This is a genomic window from Nitrospira sp. (assembly GCA_030692565.1).
In the GTDB taxonomy this organism is placed as follows: domain Bacteria; phylum Nitrospirota; class Nitrospiria; order Nitrospirales; family Nitrospiraceae; genus Nitrospira_D.
Genome location: JAUYAO010000024.1, coordinates 22,518 through 42,329, shown reverse-complemented (window position 1 = coordinate 42,329; position 19,812 = coordinate 22,518). Strand labels below are relative to the sequence as shown.

Annotated in this window: 24 protein-coding genes; 8 read left to right on the top strand and 16 right to left on the bottom strand. The window is 57.4% G+C overall.

Annotated elements, in window-relative coordinates:
- Nucleotides 1–139 precede the first annotated feature (139 nt).
- Complete coding sequence (locus Q8N04_06130; GenBank protein ID MDP3090237.1) at nucleotides 140–580, bottom strand: hypothetical protein; 441 nt, start codon at nucleotides 578–580, stop codon at nucleotides 140–142.
- Between the two features lie 61 nt (nucleotides 581–641).
- Between Q8N04_06130 and Q8N04_06125 the strand changes: the two genes are divergently transcribed.
- From Q8N04_06125 to Q8N04_06110, 4 genes are read left to right on the top strand one after another with little or no spacing between them, the layout of a single operon-like run.
- On the top strand, nucleotides 642–2,213 hold the full coding sequence (locus Q8N04_06125; GenBank protein MDP3090236.1) for a TolC family protein: 1,572 nt from the start codon (nucleotides 642–644) through the stop codon (nucleotides 2,211–2,213).
- A gap of 6 nt (nucleotides 2,214–2,219) precedes the next feature.
- Nucleotides 2,220–2,933: a CPBP family glutamic-type intramembrane protease gene (locus tag Q8N04_06120; protein MDP3090235.1), complete on the top strand. Its 714-nt coding sequence runs from the start codon at nucleotides 2,220–2,222 to the stop codon at nucleotides 2,931–2,933.
- A gap of 32 nt (nucleotides 2,934–2,965) precedes the next feature.
- Nucleotides 2,966–3,994, top strand: a complete 1,029-nt coding sequence (locus tag Q8N04_06115) for a hypothetical protein (protein MDP3090234.1) — start codon at nucleotides 2,966–2,968, stop codon at nucleotides 3,992–3,994.
- Between the two features lie 3 nt (nucleotides 3,995–3,997).
- Nucleotides 3,998–4,336, top strand: coding sequence for a DUF3147 domain-containing protein (locus Q8N04_06110; GenBank protein MDP3090233.1), 339 nt, complete (start codon nucleotides 3,998–4,000; stop codon nucleotides 4,334–4,336).
- Between the two features lie 12 nt (nucleotides 4,337–4,348).
- On the opposite strand, the gene Q8N04_06105 is transcribed toward Q8N04_06110, so the two are convergent.
- The 3 genes from Q8N04_06105 to Q8N04_06095 form a co-directional block, all read right to left on the bottom strand.
- Nucleotides 4,349–5,104 carry an arylamine N-acetyltransferase gene (locus Q8N04_06105; protein ID MDP3090232.1) on the bottom strand — a complete coding sequence of 252 codons (756 nt, stop codon included), beginning with the start codon at nucleotides 5,102–5,104 and terminating at the stop codon, nucleotides 4,349–4,351.
- Between the two features lie 106 nt (nucleotides 5,105–5,210).
- Entirely contained in the window at nucleotides 5,211–5,786 is a 576-nt protein-coding gene (locus tag Q8N04_06100) for a hypothetical protein (protein ID MDP3090231.1), read from the bottom strand.
- Nucleotides 5,787–5,796: 10 nt separating this feature from the next.
- Nucleotides 5,797–6,117 (bottom strand): heavy metal-binding domain-containing protein, encoded by a 321-nt coding sequence (locus Q8N04_06095; protein ID MDP3090230.1) that lies wholly within the window; start codon nucleotides 6,115–6,117, stop codon nucleotides 5,797–5,799.
- A gap of 112 nt (nucleotides 6,118–6,229) precedes the next feature.
- Between Q8N04_06095 and uvrA the strand changes: the two genes are divergently transcribed.
- The 3 genes from uvrA to Q8N04_06080 are packed head-to-tail and all read left to right on the top strand — an operon-like array spanning nucleotide 6,230 to nucleotide 9,844.
- A complete protein-coding gene (gene uvrA, locus Q8N04_06090; GenBank protein MDP3090229.1) occupies nucleotides 6,230–9,145 on the top strand; it encodes an excinuclease ABC subunit UvrA in 2,916 nt (971 codons plus the stop codon).
- A gap of 53 nt (nucleotides 9,146–9,198) precedes the next feature.
- Nucleotides 9,199–9,480 (top strand): type II toxin-antitoxin system Phd/YefM family antitoxin, encoded by a 282-nt coding sequence (locus Q8N04_06085; GenBank protein MDP3090228.1) that lies wholly within the window; start codon nucleotides 9,199–9,201, stop codon nucleotides 9,478–9,480.
- Nucleotides 9,470–9,844: a type II toxin-antitoxin system RelE/ParE family toxin gene (locus tag Q8N04_06080; GenBank protein ID MDP3090227.1), complete on the top strand. Its 375-nt coding sequence runs from the start codon at nucleotides 9,470–9,472 to the stop codon at nucleotides 9,842–9,844. Before Q8N04_06085 ends, Q8N04_06080 begins: the two co-directional genes overlap by 11 nt.
- 270 nt (nucleotides 9,845–10,114) lie before the next feature.
- Here Q8N04_06080 and Q8N04_06075 read toward each other — a convergent pair whose 3' ends face one another.
- On the bottom strand, nucleotides 10,115–10,504 hold the full coding sequence (locus Q8N04_06075; GenBank protein ID MDP3090226.1) for a DUF3597 domain-containing protein: 390 nt from the start codon (nucleotides 10,502–10,504) through the stop codon (nucleotides 10,115–10,117).
- Between the two features lie 106 nt (nucleotides 10,505–10,610).
- On the opposite strand from Q8N04_06075, the gene Q8N04_06070 reads away from it, so the two are divergent.
- Nucleotides 10,611–10,817, top strand: coding sequence for a hypothetical protein (locus tag Q8N04_06070; protein ID MDP3090225.1), 207 nt, complete (start codon nucleotides 10,611–10,613; stop codon nucleotides 10,815–10,817).
- Here Q8N04_06070 and Q8N04_06065 read toward each other — a convergent pair.
- The 11 genes from Q8N04_06065 to Q8N04_06015 form a co-directional block, all read right to left on the bottom strand.
- Nucleotides 10,810–11,307, bottom strand: a complete 498-nt coding sequence (locus tag Q8N04_06065; GenBank protein MDP3090224.1) for a CHC2 zinc finger domain-containing protein — start codon at nucleotides 11,305–11,307, stop codon at nucleotides 10,810–10,812. The two genes, Q8N04_06070 and Q8N04_06065, sit on opposite strands and share 8 nt — an antisense overlap.
- A 697-nt stretch (nucleotides 11,308–12,004) precedes the next feature.
- A complete protein-coding gene (locus Q8N04_06060) occupies nucleotides 12,005–12,835 on the bottom strand; it encodes a hypothetical protein (GenBank protein ID MDP3090223.1) in 831 nt (276 codons plus the stop codon).
- A gap of 83 nt (nucleotides 12,836–12,918) precedes the next feature.
- A complete protein-coding gene (locus tag Q8N04_06055; GenBank protein ID MDP3090222.1) occupies nucleotides 12,919–13,155 on the bottom strand; it encodes a hypothetical protein in 237 nt (78 codons plus the stop codon).
- Nucleotides 13,156–13,180: 25 nt separating this feature from the next.
- Nucleotides 13,181–14,194 carry an ATP-binding protein gene (locus Q8N04_06050; protein MDP3090221.1) on the bottom strand — a complete coding sequence of 338 codons (1,014 nt, stop codon included), beginning with the start codon at nucleotides 14,192–14,194 and terminating at the stop codon, nucleotides 13,181–13,183.
- Nucleotides 14,195–14,244: 50 nt separating this feature from the next.
- Nucleotides 14,245–14,436: a hypothetical protein gene (locus tag Q8N04_06045; protein MDP3090220.1), complete on the bottom strand. Its 192-nt coding sequence runs from the start codon at nucleotides 14,434–14,436 to the stop codon at nucleotides 14,245–14,247.
- Between the two features lie 93 nt (nucleotides 14,437–14,529).
- Nucleotides 14,530–15,465: a transcriptional regulator gene (locus tag Q8N04_06040; GenBank protein MDP3090219.1), complete on the bottom strand. Its 936-nt coding sequence runs from the start codon at nucleotides 15,463–15,465 to the stop codon at nucleotides 14,530–14,532.
- Nucleotides 15,466–15,544: 79 nt separating this feature from the next.
- Entirely contained in the window at nucleotides 15,545–16,735 is a 1,191-nt protein-coding gene (locus tag Q8N04_06035; GenBank protein ID MDP3090218.1) for a CsgG/HfaB family protein, read from the bottom strand.
- A 202-nt stretch (nucleotides 16,736–16,937) separates the two neighbouring features.
- Complete coding sequence (locus tag Q8N04_06030) at nucleotides 16,938–17,498, bottom strand: YqgE/AlgH family protein (GenBank protein MDP3090217.1); 561 nt, start codon at nucleotides 17,496–17,498, stop codon at nucleotides 16,938–16,940.
- An 87-nt stretch (nucleotides 17,499–17,585) separates the two neighbouring features.
- Nucleotides 17,586–18,377: a nitrilase-related carbon-nitrogen hydrolase gene (locus Q8N04_06025; GenBank protein MDP3090216.1), complete on the bottom strand. Its 792-nt coding sequence runs from the start codon at nucleotides 18,375–18,377 to the stop codon at nucleotides 17,586–17,588.
- A gap of 106 nt (nucleotides 18,378–18,483) precedes the next feature.
- Nucleotides 18,484–18,831 (bottom strand): small metal-binding protein SmbP, encoded by a 348-nt coding sequence (gene smbP, locus Q8N04_06020; protein ID MDP3090215.1) that lies wholly within the window; start codon nucleotides 18,829–18,831, stop codon nucleotides 18,484–18,486.
- A 93-nt stretch (nucleotides 18,832–18,924) separates the two neighbouring features.
- Complete coding sequence (locus Q8N04_06015; protein MDP3090214.1) at nucleotides 18,925–19,803, bottom strand: sulfurtransferase; 879 nt, start codon at nucleotides 19,801–19,803, stop codon at nucleotides 18,925–18,927.
- Nucleotides 19,804–19,812 lie beyond the last annotated feature (9 nt).

The window sequence follows — 19,812 nt, the reverse complement described above, 5'->3', positions numbered from 1 at the left end:
CAGCTCCTGCACGGACGGAGGGAGCAGTACCGGCTGATCGACGTCCCAGGATTTGAATGTTTTAGCCATGCCGCCTAGAAACCACAATGCCCGCTGCCTGTCCAGTCCAAAATGCACATTACTCGGACAGGCTCCTAGATCAGGGAATTTCGTCGAGCAGCGTCGAAGAGATCGGAGGCAGAGGGCCAGTTTGTCTGGGCGGGCCAGGTAAAACCAGCGGAGACCCGCTCTGGTTGGCGCCTTGGATCAGTCCGATCGAAAGTTGTGGGCCGAAGGTCATGACGGCGCCGCTCCAGGCCTGACCCGTTGTCGGGTTCCGAAAACTATACGTCTGCATATTGCCTCCGGGCCGGTACAAATAGCCCTGGGTTCCCTGCCCGTCGAGATACAGACTAGCAGGCCCGGGGAGACTGAAGAGAGGGCCGACCCCGCCATCGAACGACCGCACGCCAGACACCGTCTGCGCCGAAGTCGGTGCGCAATCGACGAACATGCCCCCTACGGTCAGAGCCGCTGCGACGAGTGCACCTGTGAGCAGGCGTTGCATCATAATCCTGACCGGTCGGATGAGTTGAGCCATGACAATCTCCAGGCCATCAGTATAATATGAGCCCGTTCAGTCTGTCGATCGAGGAGGATTCATGAGGCCCGACACTCGTCTCGTTTCCGGCATGTCCAGATGGAGCAGCGGTATCGCCATCATGCTCATATTTCTGACAACCAGCCCCTGCTGGAGCCAAGGTCCCGCCAAGACAACAGCCCCGGCGGAACGGCGCGACGCCATTTCTCTGCCTGACGCCGCCGTTCGGGCGCTACAAAGCAATCTAGATATCTCCATCAGCCGCCAAACGAAAGAGAGCCGGATATTCGATATCACCGTCGAGCAGGCTAAGTTCGATCCGACCCTCAGCGTGAACGGTCAATACAACCGCCAGGTCTCCCCGCTCAACCGGCCGGTCTTCGGCGGCACCGGCGGCGCCCTGACAGATATTCAGACTTTCGATCAACGCAACAGTTCCGTGACCGTCGATGCCACGCAAAATCTCATTACGGGCGGCAACGTCAATTTAAATTACAGCCCAGGCCGTACCAACGTGAACCAAAACCTGGCGACCGGATTCCTGTTCAATCCGGCCTACACCGGCGGACTTGCTCTCACGTTGACCCAGCCCTTGTTGCGCAACGCCGGTGTCGACGTCACCAAGACCTTCATCAAGGTCGCGCAGAATAACGCCGACGTCGAACAGCATGTCTTCCGGGATCGCGTCCTGACCGTCCTCGCCACTGTCGAACAAACCTACTGGGAACTGGTCTTTGCGAACGAAAACATGAAGGTCGCCCAGGCGGCTCTCAAGGCCGCGGAAGAACTGCTGGCGACCAACCGGGCCAAGACCAAAGCCGGCGTCATGTCGATCGTCGATGTCTTGCAGGCCGAAGCCGCCGTCGCCTCGCGGGTGGAGCAGGTGCTGGTGGCAGAAAAATCCATTCGGGACCAGGAAGATCAGTTGCGCCGGCTGCTCAATCCCGGCGAAGAGGAACTGCGGCAGGACGTGCGCCTGACACCGACCGATGCGCCGGTTGTAGTACTCGAACCCCTCAGTTTGCAGGAAGCCATCGATACCGCCATCGAACAGCGCCCGGAAATCGTCCAGGCCAAGAAGAACCTCGAGTCGGGCGAACTCAACAAGCAATTTGCCCGCAACCAGTTGCTCCCCACCCTCTCGCTCCAAGGCACGATGGGCATGGCCGGACTGGGCAAAGACTACGGCGATTCCGTCAGCAAGAACCTCAGCGGAGACTTTTACAATTTTGGCGCAGGGCTCGTCTTGAGCTATCCGCTCGGTAATCGCTCAGCGGTCAGCACCTACAACAAGCGCCAGCTCGAATTCAAAAACGCCGAAGCCTCCTTGGTCAGCGTGCGCCAACAAATCATCGTGGGCGTGCGGGAAGCCGTCCGTCGCGTGCAAACCGATTTCAAACGCATCGAGACCACCCGCTCCGCCCGCATCATGGCTGAGAAGCAATTGCAGGCCGAGCAGGAGCGGCTGAAAGTCGGCCTGAGCACCACCCGCTTCGTCCTCGACTTCCAGCGCGACCTCGCCACAGCCCAAGGCAATGAACTCCGGTCGGTCGTCGATTACAACAAGTCGCTTTCCAATCTGGCGCGGCACAAGGCCACCACGCTGGATCGGTACAATCTGCAACTCCAATAGTTCCGTATGCCGACGCCTGAACCGAGCAGTTGCGCGGCCACGGTTCAGGCCAACGAATGGGGAGCGGCGCTGGCGCTGCTCCCGATCGCCGCGACCGTCGCGTTCTACCTACTCCCCGCGTCCTGGCAGAAACACCCCTTCATCCAATTCGCTCCGCAACTGATCGCCTATCTCGCGCTCGCCTTATGGGCAATACACACCCGCCCTCCGCTTCCGCTTCTCGGTCTGCACCCACGCGGATTGAGGTCCGGCTTCTGGCGGGGTCTCGTGATCGGCCTCGGGCTCGGTTGCCTCAACAGCGTCATGATTCTCAAGGCCGTTCCCGCCATGGGATTCGACATCACCTTTCTCAAAGACACCCCTCATGCCCGCATTCCGCTCGCCATCATGTTGCCCTGGCTGATCGGCTGCATCGCGCTCTTCGTCGAAGTGAACTTTCGAGGCTTTCTGCTCGGACGCCTCGCCGTACTCGAATCGCATCTGTGGCACCTCCCTCTTCTCCAGCGCCTCCCGCCTCTGGCCCTCATCACCAGCGCCGTCGCGTTTTCCTTCGACCCCTTCATGGTCACGACCTTCCAACACCTGCATTGGATCGCGATCTGGGATGGTCTCGTGTGGGGCACGGTCAGACTTAAGACGAACAATCTCTACATCCCCATCGTTGCGCATGCCGTCGAAGTCATCGTGATGTATAGTGCAGTGCGGGCGGCACTGCTGTAAGAATGGAGCCGACCCATCAGACCCGGTGATCGATGAATCCCTCGTTTTCCAGCTATCTCATCAATGACGTCTTTGGCGACCCCGGCGTCTATGTGGAAATCCGCTGGTCCAGGCGAGCCCTGCTCTTTGACCTCGGACACAACGACTCACTCGGCCCCACTCGACTGCTGCGAGCCACCGACATCTTCATCTCCCACACGCACATGGACCACTTCATCGGATTCGACGCCGTGTTGCGCGTCGCGCTGGGGCGCGGCAAAACCCTTCGCCTCTTCGGCCCTCCCGGCCTCATCGACAACGTTCAGGGCAAACTGCGGGGCTACACCTGGAATCTCGTCGATGGCTACCCGCTCATTATCGAGGTCCATGAAGTCCATCCCCAAACCGTGAGGCACGCCGTCTTTCACGCCAACAACGGCTTTCTCCTCTCGGCACAGCCGGATCGTCCGGCTCTGCCTCATGCGGACGCACCCCTCTTCACGGTGCTCGACGATCCGATGTTCACGGTGAAGGCCGTGGCTCTGAATCATCGTATCCCGTCCTTCGCGTATTGCCTGGAAGAGCAATTCCACATCAACGTCAACAAGCAGAAACTGCATGAGGCGGGTTTGCCGGTGGGAGCCTGGCTCAAAGAAGTCAAACAGCATATCTGGCAGGGCAAGCCGGACGACTATAGATTTACGGCCACGCTGTTCGACGAACATCGCCGCGAAGAGCGGGAGTTTGTGTTAGGGAACGTGCGGGAACAGTTTCTGACCATCTCGCGGGGACAAAAGATCGCCTACGTCGTCGATGCCCGCTACGACAAAGAGAACGAATCGAAGATCCTCGCCCTTGCGCACGGAGCCGATGTGTTCTACTGCGAAGCCCCCTACCTGGACAGCGACGCCGGGAAGGCCCGCGACCGGTATCACCTCACCGCAAGACAGGCCGGTCTCATGGCGCGCAAGGCCCGGGTGCGCAACCTCGTTGTGTTTCATTTCTCGCCACGGTATACCGGTCAGGGCGACGCGCTGGAGCGGGAGGCGATGGAAGCATTTCAAGGAACCGGAGGAGGATAGTCCGTGAACGACCTGGGCAAGTATGTACTCTATTTTCTCTTAGGCGGCACCATCGTCAGCGTGTCGACGTACCTCGGCGCGCAAGGCCGATCATTTCTCGCAGCCTTCGCCAGCACCTTCCCCGCCATCACCGGGGCCACGTTCATCCTGATCTATCTGAATGGCGGCAACGACGCCATCGTCAGCTACGCAAAGAATCTGCTGTGGTTCGTGCCGCCCTGGACGGTGTATGTCGTGTCCATGATCGTCGGCGTCCCGCGCTTCGGCTTCTGGCCGGCGATGGTCGGCTCCCTCGCGCTCTATATGAGTTGCGTAGGCTTGGTGCGGTTGATCATCCGGTAGGATCCGGCGGGCTTACGGCAGGACGATGCCAAAGTGCTCGAGAAGCGCACGGGCGTATGCGGCATCACTCTCGACTACTGATTTCTCGTTCTTTCCGTTTCGCCGGATGCTTAAACTCTGATCGACCAAGGTTGTACGTCCCTCTCTCGTCGGAATCGTACAGACCCGCCGCTGCATGAACAGCGAGTCCCTGGAATGGGAGTGGAAATAGTTCGCGTAGTGATAATCGACCGGCTGACAAGGCTGAGTCGAGAAGGAATAAAGACTATCCCACTCACCATGAATCCACGCCTGCAACAGATACTCTCCCGATTCTCCTGAGAGGAGACGAAACCGTTCCTCCAACTGCCGGGCTTCATGCCCCACGGCCAGCGTCATGGGCTCAAGCAATCCGTTTCCACCAAAACCGACATCGACCAGCCAGGGCTCCCCGCCGACTCTGACCAGCAGGACCTGATGGCTTCGCGGATAAGGCGGCTTCGCCCCATACCGCACCCGCGCGATCAGCCTCGTAACCTCAAACCCCATGGCCTCCAGGAGCAGACTGAAGAGACCATTCAACTCGAAACAGTACCCGCCGCGACGCGCGGTCACGATCTTGGCGAACAGATCGGCAGGCTCCAGGGACACCGGCACGCCCCGATAGCCGTCCAGATTCTCAAACGGCACCGCAAATACATGCGCAAGATGAAGCGCACGCAACGCGTCATGCGAAGTAGAGCGATCGCCTGAATAGTTGATTCGGGAGAGATAGGTAGAGAGATCCATAGTCACCTATGCCACATGAACCGAGCTGAAACGATTATAGGCAGGAACTGACGACAGATCTATCACAGCTCGGCAGACAACATGTGGAAAGGGTGAAGTACCGGCGTTAGACAGAAGCAGGGAAATGCAGCCGGTTCATTTCGTTGAGGGTCGAGATCATCTGATTGAGGGCGTGGGTAACGGTGCGGCTGGCTTCCTGGGAGGGGCTATTGCTGCCGGTCCAGATATCGGGCGGGTTGGCGATCTCTTTCACGTTCTGACAAAAACGCGAGATGGTCTGTTTCCAGTGGGAGGCATCCGGGCTGGCATCGAGAAACTCGGCGCGATCGTTTGAAAACGGCTGCTCGAATTGCCCGGCACGGAGTTGCCACATCTGCTCCATGGCCTGCTGCCGATCCGAGCCGAGTTCCAAGCCGCTCATCTTTTCGTTCAACGCAGCGAAGAACCCGCCGACCACATGCGCCACATGCGACTCGGGAAAGACGCCGACACAGGCTTGCATGAGCAGGAACTTGTGAAAGAGAAAGACCTCGGCGCTGATCCGGGCATCATTGGCGGAGGGATCGTAGGCCAGCGCAAGTTCGCGAAGAGCGTCCGCAGAAGCCCCTTCGAGACTGGAGCCCAGCAACCGCGCGATCTGACGACCCAAACCAAGATATTCTGTATTCGACAGTAGTGCCATGGGCTGCCTGCTATTCGACGACTACCGCCGTCCCACTCGCGCTCACCATGAGCATACTGCTGCTGGCGCCGATCGTTTCGTAGTCGATATCGATCCCGACAATGGCATTGGCCCCGAGATTCCTGGCCTGTTCACGCATCTCGCCGATAGCAATATCCTTGGCCTTCCGCAACTCAGCCTCGTACGAGGCCGACCGGCCGCCGACAATATCCCGAATCGACGCAAAGAAGTCGCGGAAGATGTTCGCGCCAAGAATGGCGTCCCCGCTGACAAGCCCCAGATATTTGACCGCTCTCTTGCCTTCAATGCTCGGTGTCGTCGTCAGAGTCATGCGTCCCTCCCGGTGGATGCCCCCATCCTCTCACTATTGAACGTGATCGCCAAGCCTTTCCCCGTTCCCTGTTGAAGCAGAGAGGACCGACTGCTAGGATCTTCCCTTTACCATGACTGGAGCGCGCGTCGTGGACATCACCCCTCTGCCCAAGCCTCCGTCATCCGACCTCATCGTCGAGGGCGCCCGGCAGAATAATCTCAAGAACATCTCGCTCCGTATCCCCCACAACCAGGTCACGGCTATCACCGGCTTGTCCGGTTCAGGCAAATCGTCACTGGCCTTCGACACCCTCTTCGCCGAAGGCCAATGGCGCTATGTGGAATCCCTCTCGACTTACGCCCGCATGTTCATCGACAAGGTGGCGCGTCCCGACGTGGACCGCATCCTCAACGTACGACCGGCGATCGCCATCGAACAGAAAAACCAGGTGCGCACAGCCCGTTCGACCGTCGGCACCACCACGGAAATAGCGGACCTGCTCCGGCTGCTCTTCGCCAAGATTGGCAAGCCCGTCTGTCCTGACTGTCACCAGGAAGCCCGCTCATTCCATCCCGATACGGTGGCCACCGAGCTGCTCGAACGCTTTCCAGACTCACGCGCGATGATCCTCTTCGCCGTGGCCACCCCCACCGCCAAGTTGGAATCCGCATTCCTTCAATCCCTCCTGACTCGCGGGTTTACCCGCCTCAAAGCCGGCGATGAGATTTTCGACTTGCAGGCCCCCTCACCTTCTCCTCTCCCCCACGGGGGAGAGGGCAAGGGTGAGGGGAAATCCCATCTTTATGTCGTCCTCGATCGCCTGGTGATCAGGGCGGACAATCGAACCCGCCTCGTCGAAGCGATCGAGACCGCGTTCCGCGAGGGGGAAGGCCGCTGCACGGTCGAGGTGATCGGCCAAGGCGTGCACTCCTTCAGCACCAACTTCCTCTGCCAGCAGTGCGGACGAACCTTTGAACCGCTCAGACCGATTCTCTTTTCCTTCAACCATCCTCTCGGTGCCTGTCCCGAATGCAAAGGCTTCGGCAACGTCCTCCGCTACGATCCGGAGCTCGTCATTCCCGACCACGGCAAATCGCTCGCCGAGGGCGTCATCGAGCCCTGGAGCAAACCGGGAACGGACTGGTGGGAAAAACAGATGCTCCTGGCGATGAAACGGAAGGGCATCGACGTGACGGCCCCGTTCCGCAGCCTCCCGAAAGCGACCCAGACGCTGCTGTGGGAAGGTGACGATTCCTTTGACGGCATCAACAACTTCTTTGAGTACATGGAAGGGAAGCGCTACAAGCTGCATGTGCGCGTGCTCTTGAGTCGCTACCGCACGCCGGTGGAATGTCCCGCCTGTCACGGCAGCCGATTGAAGCCGGATGCCCGCTTCGTGAAGATCGCCGACACCGACATTCACGAGATCACTGACCAGACGATTGCAGGCCTGCTCGACTGGATGGAGGCACTGACGTTGCGGCCGTTCGAGCAGGAGATTGCCGCCGACATCCTGCGTCAGTTGAAAGCCAAACTGGGGTTCCTGCTGCGGGTCGGTCTCGGCTATCTCACGCTGGCGCGGCAAACGAAAACGCTCTCCGGCGGGGAAGCCCAGCGCGTTTCCCTCGCCAATCAACTCGGCGCCCGGCTGGTCGGCACGCTTTATGTCCTCGACGAACCGACCATCGGTCTCCATGCCCGCGACACCGACCTGCTCGCCGGCATCCTCAAAGACCTCGCCGCAGTCGGCAACACCGTCGTCGTCGTCGAACACGATCGCCACATGATCGAGTCGGCCGACTACCTCGTCGAACTCGGCCCGCAGTCCGGCGAACGAGGCGGTGAGATCATCTGCGCGGCCCCGGCCAAGGACTTTATCCAGGACAAGCGCGCCCTCACCGCCCGCTACCTGCGAGGCGATAAACAGATCCCGCTCCCGAAATCCCGCCGGTCCGGTAACGGCAAGGCGCTCGTGATCGCGGGAGCCAACGAACACAATCTGAAAGACCTCGTCGTTCGCCTGCCGCTCGGCATGTTCATCTGCGTCACCGGCGTATCCGGATCCGGGAAAAGTACCTTGGTCGAAGACACGTTGTACCGCGCCCTGGCCCGCGCCTTTCGCGTGGATGCGCTCTCCATGGGACGCTTCAAAGCCATCAAAGGCATCGAGCACCTCAAGGGCGTGCGCCTCATCGATCAACAACCCATCGGCCGCACGCCCCGCTCCAATCCCATCACCTATCTGAAAGCCTTCGACGAAATCCGCCAGCTCTTTGCCTCTGAACGGGAAGCCCTCCGACAGGGTCTGACACCTGGACACTTTTCCTTCAACACTACCGGAGGCCGATGCGAGCGCTGTGAAGGCGCGGGTGTGGAAAAGCTGGAGATGTACTTTTTCGAGGACCTATACGTGCCCTGCGAGGGGTGCGACGGAAAGCGGTTTAAGCCGGAGGTCCTCGCCATCCGCTTTCGCGGGAAGACCATTTCAGAAGTCCTGGCGATGACGGTGGATGACGCGGTGCAATTCTTCACCGGCTCGCCGAAACTGCAAGAGCGGCTCCATCTGCTCTCCTCCATCGGCCTCGGCTATCTGCGCCTCGGGCAGTCCGCCACGACGCTCTCCGGCGGCGAAGCCCAGCGGCTCAAAATCGCCGCTGAATTGATCGGCTGCGGGGGACTGTCCCCTCAAGGGACTGTCCCCGTTCCTCGACAAACCGCCGGGGACAGGCACCGGCCAAGCCGGAGCCAGTCCCCTAGGGATCTCCTCTACATCATGGACGAGCCGACGACCGGCTTGCACTTTGAAGACGTGAAGAAGCTCCTCGCCGTCCTACACAAGCTGGTCAACGCCGGCAACACCCTGGTCGTCGTGGAACATAATCTGGATGTCATCAAATCAGCCGACTGGGTCATCGATTTAGGACCCGAAGGCGGAGCAGCAGGCGGACAGATTATCGCGGAAGGGAGGCCGGAACAGGTAGCGAAAGTGGCGACTTCTCACACGGGACAATTCTTGGCGCAAGCCCTAAGGCCACAGCCTAATTGACATAATTCTGTACGCAATTTATACTGTACGCATTCACTCGCCTGGAGGACCAGATGGCCATTACAACCAAAGACGTCATCTCACTCAGTCACGCGCGTGCGAAGCTCACCGAATTGTGCGATGAGGTACGGGAAAAGGGGAACGAGAAACTCATTACCAAGAACGGGGGCAGTTGCGCAGCCCTGATTGATGCGGACCGCCTGGACTACTATCACCGGCTGGAGCGGGAGCACATCCACCTCGGACTGTTTGAAGAAGCGATCAAGGGCCTTACCGATCTGAAAGGCGGCAAGACGCTCAGTCTTGCGCAACTCAAATCGCGTCATGGCCGCTAAGCGGCCACGTTTTACCGAGAACTTCTCAACCAACCTGACAGCCATCGAGTCTTTTCTCGGCCCTCAGGGCCGTTCGGCATACCGCCGGATTCTCGATCGTCTCTTCGATGACGCCATTCCCTCCCTGTGCCAATTCCCGCAATCCGGGCGCTCGTTCTTGGCTCATACCATCAAATCTGCAAAAGCGAGGACTCTTACCAAGGAACTGCGCAAACTCCTCGGCAAAGAAGACGACCTGCGTGAATTTGTGACGGACGAATATCTCGTACTCTATCTGGTGCGCCGGAGCCAAGTGATCTTTCTCGCCGTGAAACATCACCGGCAACTGTCATTCGACCTTAAACAGTTCTGGAGCAGAGAATAGCGGCCAGCACGCGCTTATCCAGGAACACCTTCATAGCCTTATAAACATCACCTGATTGTGACCAACGCAGCCGGCAGGGTGATCGACCTAGGACCGGAAGGAAGAGGAGCGGGAGGCAGGCCGGAACAGGTAGCGAACGTGCCGAATTCTCACACGGGGCGATTCCTGGCAAACCTCCTAACTACCCGAATTCAGTCCGTCACTCCTCACTGAGCCAGATGGCTTCCTATGCGCATCATGCAACCACGGACAGGAAGTCATTGGCTGAGGTTACAGTAATTCATTCGGAATATTTCCTCCGTTATCGGCCAACTTCTGCAGGACAGTCTTGTGCAACCACATATTCATTTGCGCTGAGTCCCCCATCTTTTCAGCGGGACATCCCAGTTCGGTTGCCAGCCCCTTCCGTGCGGTCAGACTGCTGTCGAGGCCCAAGAGTTTCATGAGATCGACAATCGAGACTTTCCAATTGAGCTTTTCTTTGTGCGAAGCCGCCAACCCCTCAAGCTTGGCGACGACATCGACGGTCTTCATTGTCTTAGGCGGCGCAGGCGCTGCGGGAGTAGGAACCGCTGTGGGCGCAGCCTGCGGAGCAGGGGCGGCTTGCGCAGCAGAAGCACCAAGTCCAAGCTTTTCCATAATCGAGCTGAAGAATCCCATAGTGTGTCCTTTCTGTTGAAAACCGACGTAGACGATACGGGACTATAGCACGGGTAGATTACCTAAGTCTGAAGCGGCTCGAAACGAAATATCCTGGTTCGCTATCTTGCACAAGCTCGTCAACGCGGGCAACACCCTGGTCGTCGTGGAACATAACCTGGATGTCATCAAATCAGCCGACTGGGTGATCGACTTAGGACCGGAAGACGGAGCGGCAGGCAGGCAGATCGTGGCAGAAGGCAGACCGGAGCAGGTGGCGAAGATAGCGGCGTCACACACTGGGCGATTTCTGACACAGACACTGACTACCTAAACCGCCCTTTTAACTGGTTCGAGTCAAGAAGGTTTAGCAAGTGAGACAGCGCTTCTCTATAAGGAATACCTTCCATCCTGGCGTAAAAATCTACAATCGTCCCCTCAGCTTCACATTCCTCACAGTAAAATGAATTGGTGTCGTAATAGACAAGAAACGAGTCAAAGCGTGTAGGGCAAAAAGGACACCGGCCTCTTAAGCGCTCAGGCGGAAGCATCCGTTCCGTGACCTCATCCAGCAAGGTATAGCGCCTCACAAGTTCCGCGCCGTCGAGGCCACACCGCAGTTCTTCCCATTGCATGAGCGCCCGCAGATGGGCATCAAGCCCTTGAGGTACCTCGACGAGCGAGTTTTCGGGGCAAGAAGCGTCAGACATTCTGTTCGTGTTGCGGCCCGACAACAATGGAGGCGCGTTGACTGCCTTTGTCCTGAAGATAGAGCCGAATCCGACCGCAGCAATCATCCTGAATAGAGCACGTCTGCTAAGCATGTTCTGTCTCCTTTTCTTCTGAGAAAGGAGTCTCGCATACACCTGGGACAGACTAAGTCACACGTTCAATTTGTTCGGGGAATACTGATTGCGAGCGACGGCTAGGTGAGCAGAACCAGCTGGGGCACCCTGGCGAGTTCTATGCTTTCGCAGCAGATCAGGACAGCATACCTTGGTCATCCGACAGCTACACCTTCCTCTAAGACGCCGTGTCGGATCTCGATCCCTAATTCCTGACATGCCTCCTGAAGCTGAGCGAGATGGCTCGACATTGCCTGAGCCAATAGACTGTCATGCTCTTCGTTACCAGATGGCGGGCTATAAAACTGATCGAGCCGCAAGATGTCCTGCCCTACCCGAGCCGTTACGATCAGGTGCTTACGCCGGACTTCAGAACACCAAAATCCTTCATTCTCGACTTCGACCATCCGAACCAGGCGTCTCTCGACAATTAGGCGATCTCGCCGTAATTCCTCAAGGAACTGGCTCATGTCGCTGAGATTTATGCAACCCATTGCGCTTCCTCTTTAATACCGTCGCAAGAAAGGTTAACACTGAGGTGTGACAGAGAAAGTCACGGAATGAAAAGATCGCAATACCGAAGCGGGCGATGAAAGATATGCGCGGCATAAAGGGGGTTTGTTTATTTGAGAAGCGGAGGGAGCGGGTTGCCTGAAAAAATGTTTCAGACGGATATTTAATGATCAGGAGTTCCCTCGATAAATTGAGGTATTTCGTGCGAACCCATCAAGTGGTCACGATGCAATGCTTTCAGCACACGATGAATGCTATCTGCAAATCGCTCTAGCCTGGGGTACCAATGGAAACTTGGATGAGGAATTCCTATAACAGCACACTCTATTGGCTCCAGGCCATCCTTGAGCCTGATGAGAATGGGCTCAGGAAAATATCTCACAACCACTTGGCTTTTCCCTTTCTGACCACAGGGTTGCTTCTCGGGCTGTACTTTAATATCAAGCCACTTCTGAACTAGAGCGAATGAAGAAGCCGAAGGCTTAGGATCATGCCCCAAACATATCAGTACTTTTGGACGGACATGTGACATTAGAAGCCTGTGTAACTCCCACCACTTCCCCATCGCCACATCTTTAGGAAGCTGCTCCCCCTTCGGCGTTCGTAGGGATACGGCGTTTGCCGAAAAGACCCGTCTTACATCTTGCTTTAACACTGTGTGGCAAAAGTAAACCACATTTCTCTGATGCTGGGTCATTTCCTTCAGGTCGAGAGGCCCTTCGACCTGAATAGGCTCTGCAGGAGTCTTCCATCGCTCATGTGTGTACTCAGACCAGTTTGGTGGATAGTCAAGCCAGCGATTTAATGATTTGGCAATCGTTGTGTCGGTCTTTTTCGGATCGCCACCGGGGTTCCACCCCATCAAATAAAACGGTCCCTCCTGAAGCGCCTGTACCCCAGAATAGAAAATGCTGCCGACATTATTATTGCAATACTCTTCGCCTAGGATGATCCGGATATCTCGGAATAAGTTGTCGACTTCTTCCATCTTCACAGATACTCCAGGATACAAGTCAATAACCACCTCGCTAGGATAGCGGCTTACTTTTTATACATCAACTGTACATGCATGGAGGATTATGGCTTCACTCGGCACTTGGCCAAGACACGAAGACGTATTGCTTCTAGTTCATCGTCCTGCTGAAAAAGATTCTCTCTCTCCAAAGCTTTATCGAACTCCGGCTTATACTCAGCGTACTCCTTCCTACAGACAACATATTCCTGCAGCGCCTCTTTCAGCGACATGTTCAATGTTGCTTGGGTCAACGCATCTCCCCCGGATACCACTTGAAGAATGAGGATCCACCACGCCATGTTGACCCTCAGACAACACCCAGAGTTACACCGGCTGGAAAAACCCGACGCTTTCCCGCTCAATCAGCGATTCGTCGTCTTTTGAGGCGGACTTCCGTTGAGCGCGCATCGCCTCCATACTCCTTTGGAGCGTTTCATCGTCCGGCACTACGCCATCCTCGACACATCGCAGCACAGCATTCACCACAATTTCCTGCACATAGGCCATTGAGAGCCCTTCCGACTGTCGAGCGACTTCTCGCAAGGCCTGCTCCGAGAACCGGTCTCCAGACAGCTGGCCTAGCAACGCAAGCCGCTGCTCGTACCGAGGCAGAGGGAATCTCCAGATACGATCGAATCTGCTGGGCCGATGCAGCAACGCGGGATCAAGCTTTTGCGGCTCATTCGACGTCGCGATGATCAGCACGCCGTTCGCATCCTTCAGTCCATCAAGCATGTTCAGCAAATGCGCGAGGGAGATCTTTTCGGAAGCAATCAGTTTATCCAGATCTTCAAGCAGAATTACCGCCGGTGCGTGCTTATTTGCTACGTACAGAGCTTGTTCAATGTGGTCGTCTCTTACATCAAACCGCCCATGCACGGTAATAAACTTGGCCGGTATGTTCGTAGCCAATGCTATGAGCGTGGCCGTTTTGCCACATCCTGGAGGACCCGTAAATAAAAATCCTCTGCGATATGGGAGTCCCAGTTTGTGGTACAGCTCCCCGCTACGAAAGAATCCCACTACGTTTGAACGAATATCCTCAAGAAATCCAGGAGGCAACAGCACCTCGTCCCACAACACAGGCCTAATCTGAATGTCCTCTCCATTCACAACGTAAATTTCGCGAGCTGCCGACTTCATTCGCACCGTGCTGGCGTAGCGGGCAAGCGTTTGATGGAGCGTTCTCATAGCTGAGTTGGACTTTGTGGCTAGCATAAAGATGTCCCTCCATCCGTGCCCACATGAGACCGTGAATGCGAAGACATGAATCGGCTGCTGTTCCCATTCGATGTGGATCTGACCTTTCCAGCTTGCGGCATTCAGTTCGTTCTTCATATCCCACTGCACACCGCACTCCACGGTGTGACACTTCCCTGGAGTCTCGATCATATCACCCTTGAGATTTCACGCCGTTTGATCGATGCAGATCCATTATCCCGCAAGTAATCCGGGAGAAATCGCAAGAAGAGCCTCTCGGCGACTTCCTCAGTATAGGTATACACTTTCCACCCTTCCTCGTAGGGATGCGCGGACAGGAACGCCTGCGTCTGCTGATTCCAATACAATCCTTCGCTCATAACCCCCTCCTCTGTGTGTGTCGGGAGTCTCGCATGAGGGCGTGACAGGAAAAGTCACACGGTTGGGTTTGCGCTGGGATTGATGAGAACCGGCTAGTCAGCGTAACGAATTCTGGCGCGAGCAAGTTTGGATGTGACGTCTTTAACCAGTTCAGGCGGGTCGAGGACCTTGGCGTCAGCACCCCAGGATAGTACCCAGGTTGCAATCTCGTCCAATCCACCGGCCTGGAAAGTGACGATGACGGACTTATCGTTTTGCTGCGTGAGCGATTGGGTCGGATGCCATTGGCGTTCATTGAGCAGGTAGGCCACATCTTGGCTAAACCAGATACGGACGGTCTTGGGTGGCTCGTCAATCAAACCAAAGTTGTTACGAAACATCTTCTCCCACGAGGGAACTGACGGCATATCGAAACCTTCTTCTGTGACTTGAACACGGCGAATTCGCTCGACGGCAAACAGGCGCTGCGCCCCAGCCCGATGCGAATATCCCATCACATAGAGGCCATACTGATACAACACAAGCACATAGGGGTCGATGCGATGCGAAACCGGCTCGTCGTGATCCGGCGTTTGATGGCGCAGAATTACGGTACGCTGCAAGAGCAGTGCTTTCCTGAGATTATTCAGCACCGTACTCTGCTTTGCGTATGAGCGCTTCGGGCCCTGCACTGGGGCGAACACACGGCTGATTCGCTCCAGATGATTGACGACTTTGGCGGGAAGCCCCGCCTCGACTTTTTCAATTACCCGGTCGAGGTCATCCGCAAACGGCGTGCCGTTCAAATAGGCCAGATGTTCCTTGGCTAAATGCAGCGACATGAGTTCATGCTGGGTGATGGCAATTTGCGGGAGCCCTCTGTAACCAAGAGGCAATTGCCACGTCTTCTCGCCTGATCCAACGGACTGTTCGAGGGGGTGTCCTTCTTTCTCAATTTCAGTCAGGTCACGATACACCTGCCGTCGGGTAATCCCGAATTCGTCAGCCAGACCATTAATGGTCACGGCTCGGCTCGCCAGAGTCCGCATCATCCGGGCAAGGCGATCGGCTTGACTATATGCTTTAGGTCTCCGCCCTCGGTTTGCCTCAGTCTTCTTGCTCACTGGTCTATAGCCCCGGTCTCGGTTCCGCCACGATGCCAAGTTCGAGTGGTGAGCCGGCACGGCGGATATCAAGCTTCAAGGACTGCCCCGCCTCGATCTGGCAGAGCCGCTTGGCTTCGCGTTCTGATTTCACCCCCGCAAGTGAAGAACCGTTACAGCCGACAACTTCATCTCCGACATGCAGTCCGGCTTTCTCCGCCGGAAGACCGCTGCGCAATTCTCGCACCGCATAGTAGCGGGAGCCGCCCGATTCGAGCAGCTCCCAATTCACACCGATGCGCCCCGACCCCAAAAGCCCGGTCTGGGAACCGAATCGCGCCAGGATGCGATGCACGATCAGCCGCGCCGCACTCTCCGCATCGTCCCGTGTGGGGTCGGTCAAATGGCCTTCGCCGTTGAACAGGAGCTGTCCGGTCTCGACGTCGATCATCCGCAACGACAGCGACACGCTGCTCGTGCGCGCCTGCTCGTGCTGCTCCCATTGCTGCACGCCGCCGACGATGATCGCGTGGGCTCCGACGAGCTTCCCGACCTTCAAGACATTGGCATCGTCGGCATGAGTCAGCTGAATCACCTGTTCCTTCAACACTTCGTCGAGCTTGGACCGCTCGACCATGTTCATATCAAGATCCAATAACAACGTGGTCACAATCCCCGCCACGCGCGAGCCGGAGCCCGGCGCATTCGGCCCGTCTTCGAACAACATGACCGCCATGGTACGGTAGCGGTCGATGGTCTCCCGATTGATCGGCCCCAGCCCGGTCACGACCGGTTCAGGCCGGCCTGTACGGCCATCTGTGCGGCCGTGCGGTACGCCGGCCACCTCACACGACTTTCGTCGCTGCAAGATGGCAACCGGGGGACCCCACGTACACAGCTCTTCATTCACCAGCACGACATGCTGGGGATACTCGCGCTGACGTTCCATGGCGATATTGGTAAAGGGGTAGATCACACAACCGCCGATCCAGACGGAGATCGGACAGAGACCGAGCTCATAAAGCCATTGATTGCGGGTTGTTAGGGAATATTCCCAGACGAGCATCCGGCCATCGTCCCGCAAGACGCGATCAGGCCGACCGATCTCGTCGAGCACTTGCGCCTTGGTCATCGGCACGGCCAGCCGATCCAACTTCGATTCTGATTTATAGACGGTGTACCCGACTCCGCAGTGGGGAGAGAGGAGTGCTGCCACGAAGAGACTGATCAGTCTTATGACCCGACCAACTGCAACAGGAGAACGGGGAAGGCATCCCATGCAGGCAGCCTAACACTGCCGCCGACAGGCTTCAATGGAGTTATCTAAGAATCATGGCGCGGGGTGTGAGGCTAGAGGCAAGAGGAGGAAAAAGACATTCTCGCAACCTATCGCCTCGTGCCTCTCGCCCCTAGCCTGGCTAGTTCCAGGAGGGGTCGAACGGCATATCTGCGTAGTGCTTGTATGCATCGCCCAGGTTCAGCAGAATTTCCTGCCACACCTGCGCGGGATCTTTCTCAAACACGATCTTGGAATCGGCGGGCAAAGTAATCCAGGAACCGGTCTTCATCTCCGACTCCAACTGGCCAGGGCCCCAGCCCGAGTACCCGAGATAGGCGCGAAAGGAATCTTTGGTCGTCGGGCCGGTGAGGATCCGTTCGACCACGCCCATATCTCCGCCGAGGCACACCCCGTCAAACACATGGTGGGAATTTTCCGGCAGCTGGTCGACCCGGTATAGCAGCATGACGTGATTCGTCTGCACGGGCCCCCCGGCATAGAGCACATGACTCGCCCCTTCGATGATGGGCACCTGCGGGAGCGCTTCCGAGATAGACATGGCGGTCGGCCGATTGACCACGACACCGAGCGCGCCTTCATCCCCATGTTCACAGAGTAAGACCACGGTCTGGCGGAAATTCGGATCGCGCAGTTGGGGCGTCGCCACGAGGAAAATGCCCTTACCGAGTTCCATATCCATAAGAAGATCCTACCGTGCTCGCGTGCATGGCGCAAGCCTACGTTGAGAACGGCCGTTCAGCGACGGCCCGCGTTCGACGAGGGATTCCTACTTGTGATAGAGAGCGGGACGGCGATCGCCGAGCAGATCGTTGTAGCGGGTGAGCGCCTTGCTCCGCGCCTCGGTCGGATCGATGTCCACCACGGCCAGTTCTTCACGGTCGCGCGACGCGCGCTGCAGGATGACGCCACGGGAACTGACAACCTCGCTATTGCCGATAAAGGTGAGGGCATCTTTCCCGCCGCGCGCTTCGGTTCCGATGCGATTGCACGTGACGGCGAAGATGCGATTCTCCAAGCAACGCACCGGCATGGAGTCCGGACAATTCGGCAAGACCAAATTGGAGGGATGGCAGATGATGTCGGCTCCCATGAGGGCCAGAGTCCGCGCAGATTCTGGGAAGTACCAATCGAAGCAGATCATGACGCCGATCTTGGCGGACCCGATATCCCAGACGTGAAAGCCGGTATCTCCGGGGGCAAAGCAGAGCGTCTCTTCAAAAAACAGATGGCTCTTTCGATAGCAGCCGAGCAATCCTGACGGCCCGACGACCACCGCCGAATTATAACAGTGCGCCCCTGCCCGCTCCGGCAAGCCGGCTACAATATGCATGCGTCGGCGCTTGGCCACTTCCACGAGCATCTTCGTCGTCGGTCCATCCGGCACCGGCTCGGATAGCGTCAGTGCCTCCTCGGCCGACACAAACTGATACCCCGATGCACAGAGCTCCGGCAGGACCATGAGGTCGGCCTCGGTCTGTTCCAGCTTGGCACGAATCACCTCCAGGTTCTTCGCGACCTTGCCGAATTCCGGCTCATATTGGTAATACCCGACGCGCACTGCGCTCTCTCCCGCTCAAGCAAGAACGGGCAGGGTTGTTGCCCCCTGCCCGCTCCGAATACCCCGGCTGTCAACTGACAGCCGGCAAATCTGTGCTGTCGATGCGTTACTTCACTTCCGACAAATGCGTGACGGCACCTTCGGCGTGCTGCGTGGCCACATCGGCGTGACCAGCCTTCCCGTGCTCGACGGCTTCCTTAAGATGCTTGATGCCTTCGTCCAAGTGCGGATTCTTCACACCGGCCGCCTCGGCATGTTTGAGAGCGCCCTCGGCATGCTGCACCAGGGCATCGGCATGGCCTTGCTTGCCATGGGCCGCAGCTTCTTTCGCATGCTCGACGGCCTCTGCCACATGCTTGTTATCGGCCAACGCCAGACCGGTCATCACCGGACCGACAACGAACGCACTCACTGCCGCCAACATCACCAGGCTGCGACGAATAGAGATTGTCATAGTGGCCTCCCTCAGGGTTAGATAGGATTGCACAGATCAGTGCATAAAAATCGTGCGCTCATGAATTCACCTTACACAGCGCTTTTTTGACTGTCAAGAAGGTCGCGCCGACTCGTTGAACCCCAGAATTTTCTGTAAGCCTTGTATGTCTTTCTCTACCGGACAGGCGAAATCCCGGCTCCACTCCCACCAGGACCCCGGATAGTTGCGGACATTCTGATAGCCCACGAGCTTCAGAATGAAATAGAGCCAGGCCGATCGGACACCGCCGGTGCAATAGCAGACGATCTCCTGGGAATCCTGTATCCCCTTGTCCTGCAGGGAATCCTTGATGGCGACGAAATCCTTGATCGTCGCGTCCTTGTTGAGAAACGTGTTCCACGCGACATGGATGGCCGAAGGGATATGCCCGGGACGCGGAATCCCCGACACTTCCTTGCCGAGATACTCCTCCAGGCTGCGCGCATCCAGGACGGCCGTCTGCGGATGCGCCTGACGGACGATGAGCTTTAACTCATCCTTGGTCATCGCAACGCTCTTCACCGGCTTGGCTTTGAACGTGCCCGGCTTCGGCGTTTCACGGCCATGACCGAAGGGGCGCTTCTCCGCCGTCCACTTGACCCAGCCGCCGTCGAGCACCTTCAAGTTCTGATGCCCGAGATATTCCAGCATCCAGAACATGCGCCCTTCATCGCCCCAATTGTCGAAGGGATTGGAGTAGATGACCACTTCGCTGTCGTTGCTGATCCCCAACGCCGAGAGCTGCCGCTCGATCTGCGCGAGATCGGGATTCAGAAGCCCTTTCGGAATCGCATTCGGATCGCTGTATTCGTGCCAGGTCGAATGCACGGCACCGGGAATGTGGCCGCCGAATTCATAGGCCGACTTTCCCCGGACATCGACAATCACCAATCCCGGCTGCCCGAGCCGCTGTTGCAAGGTTTCCGTATCCATCAATAAAGGGTGTGTCATGTGGTTCCT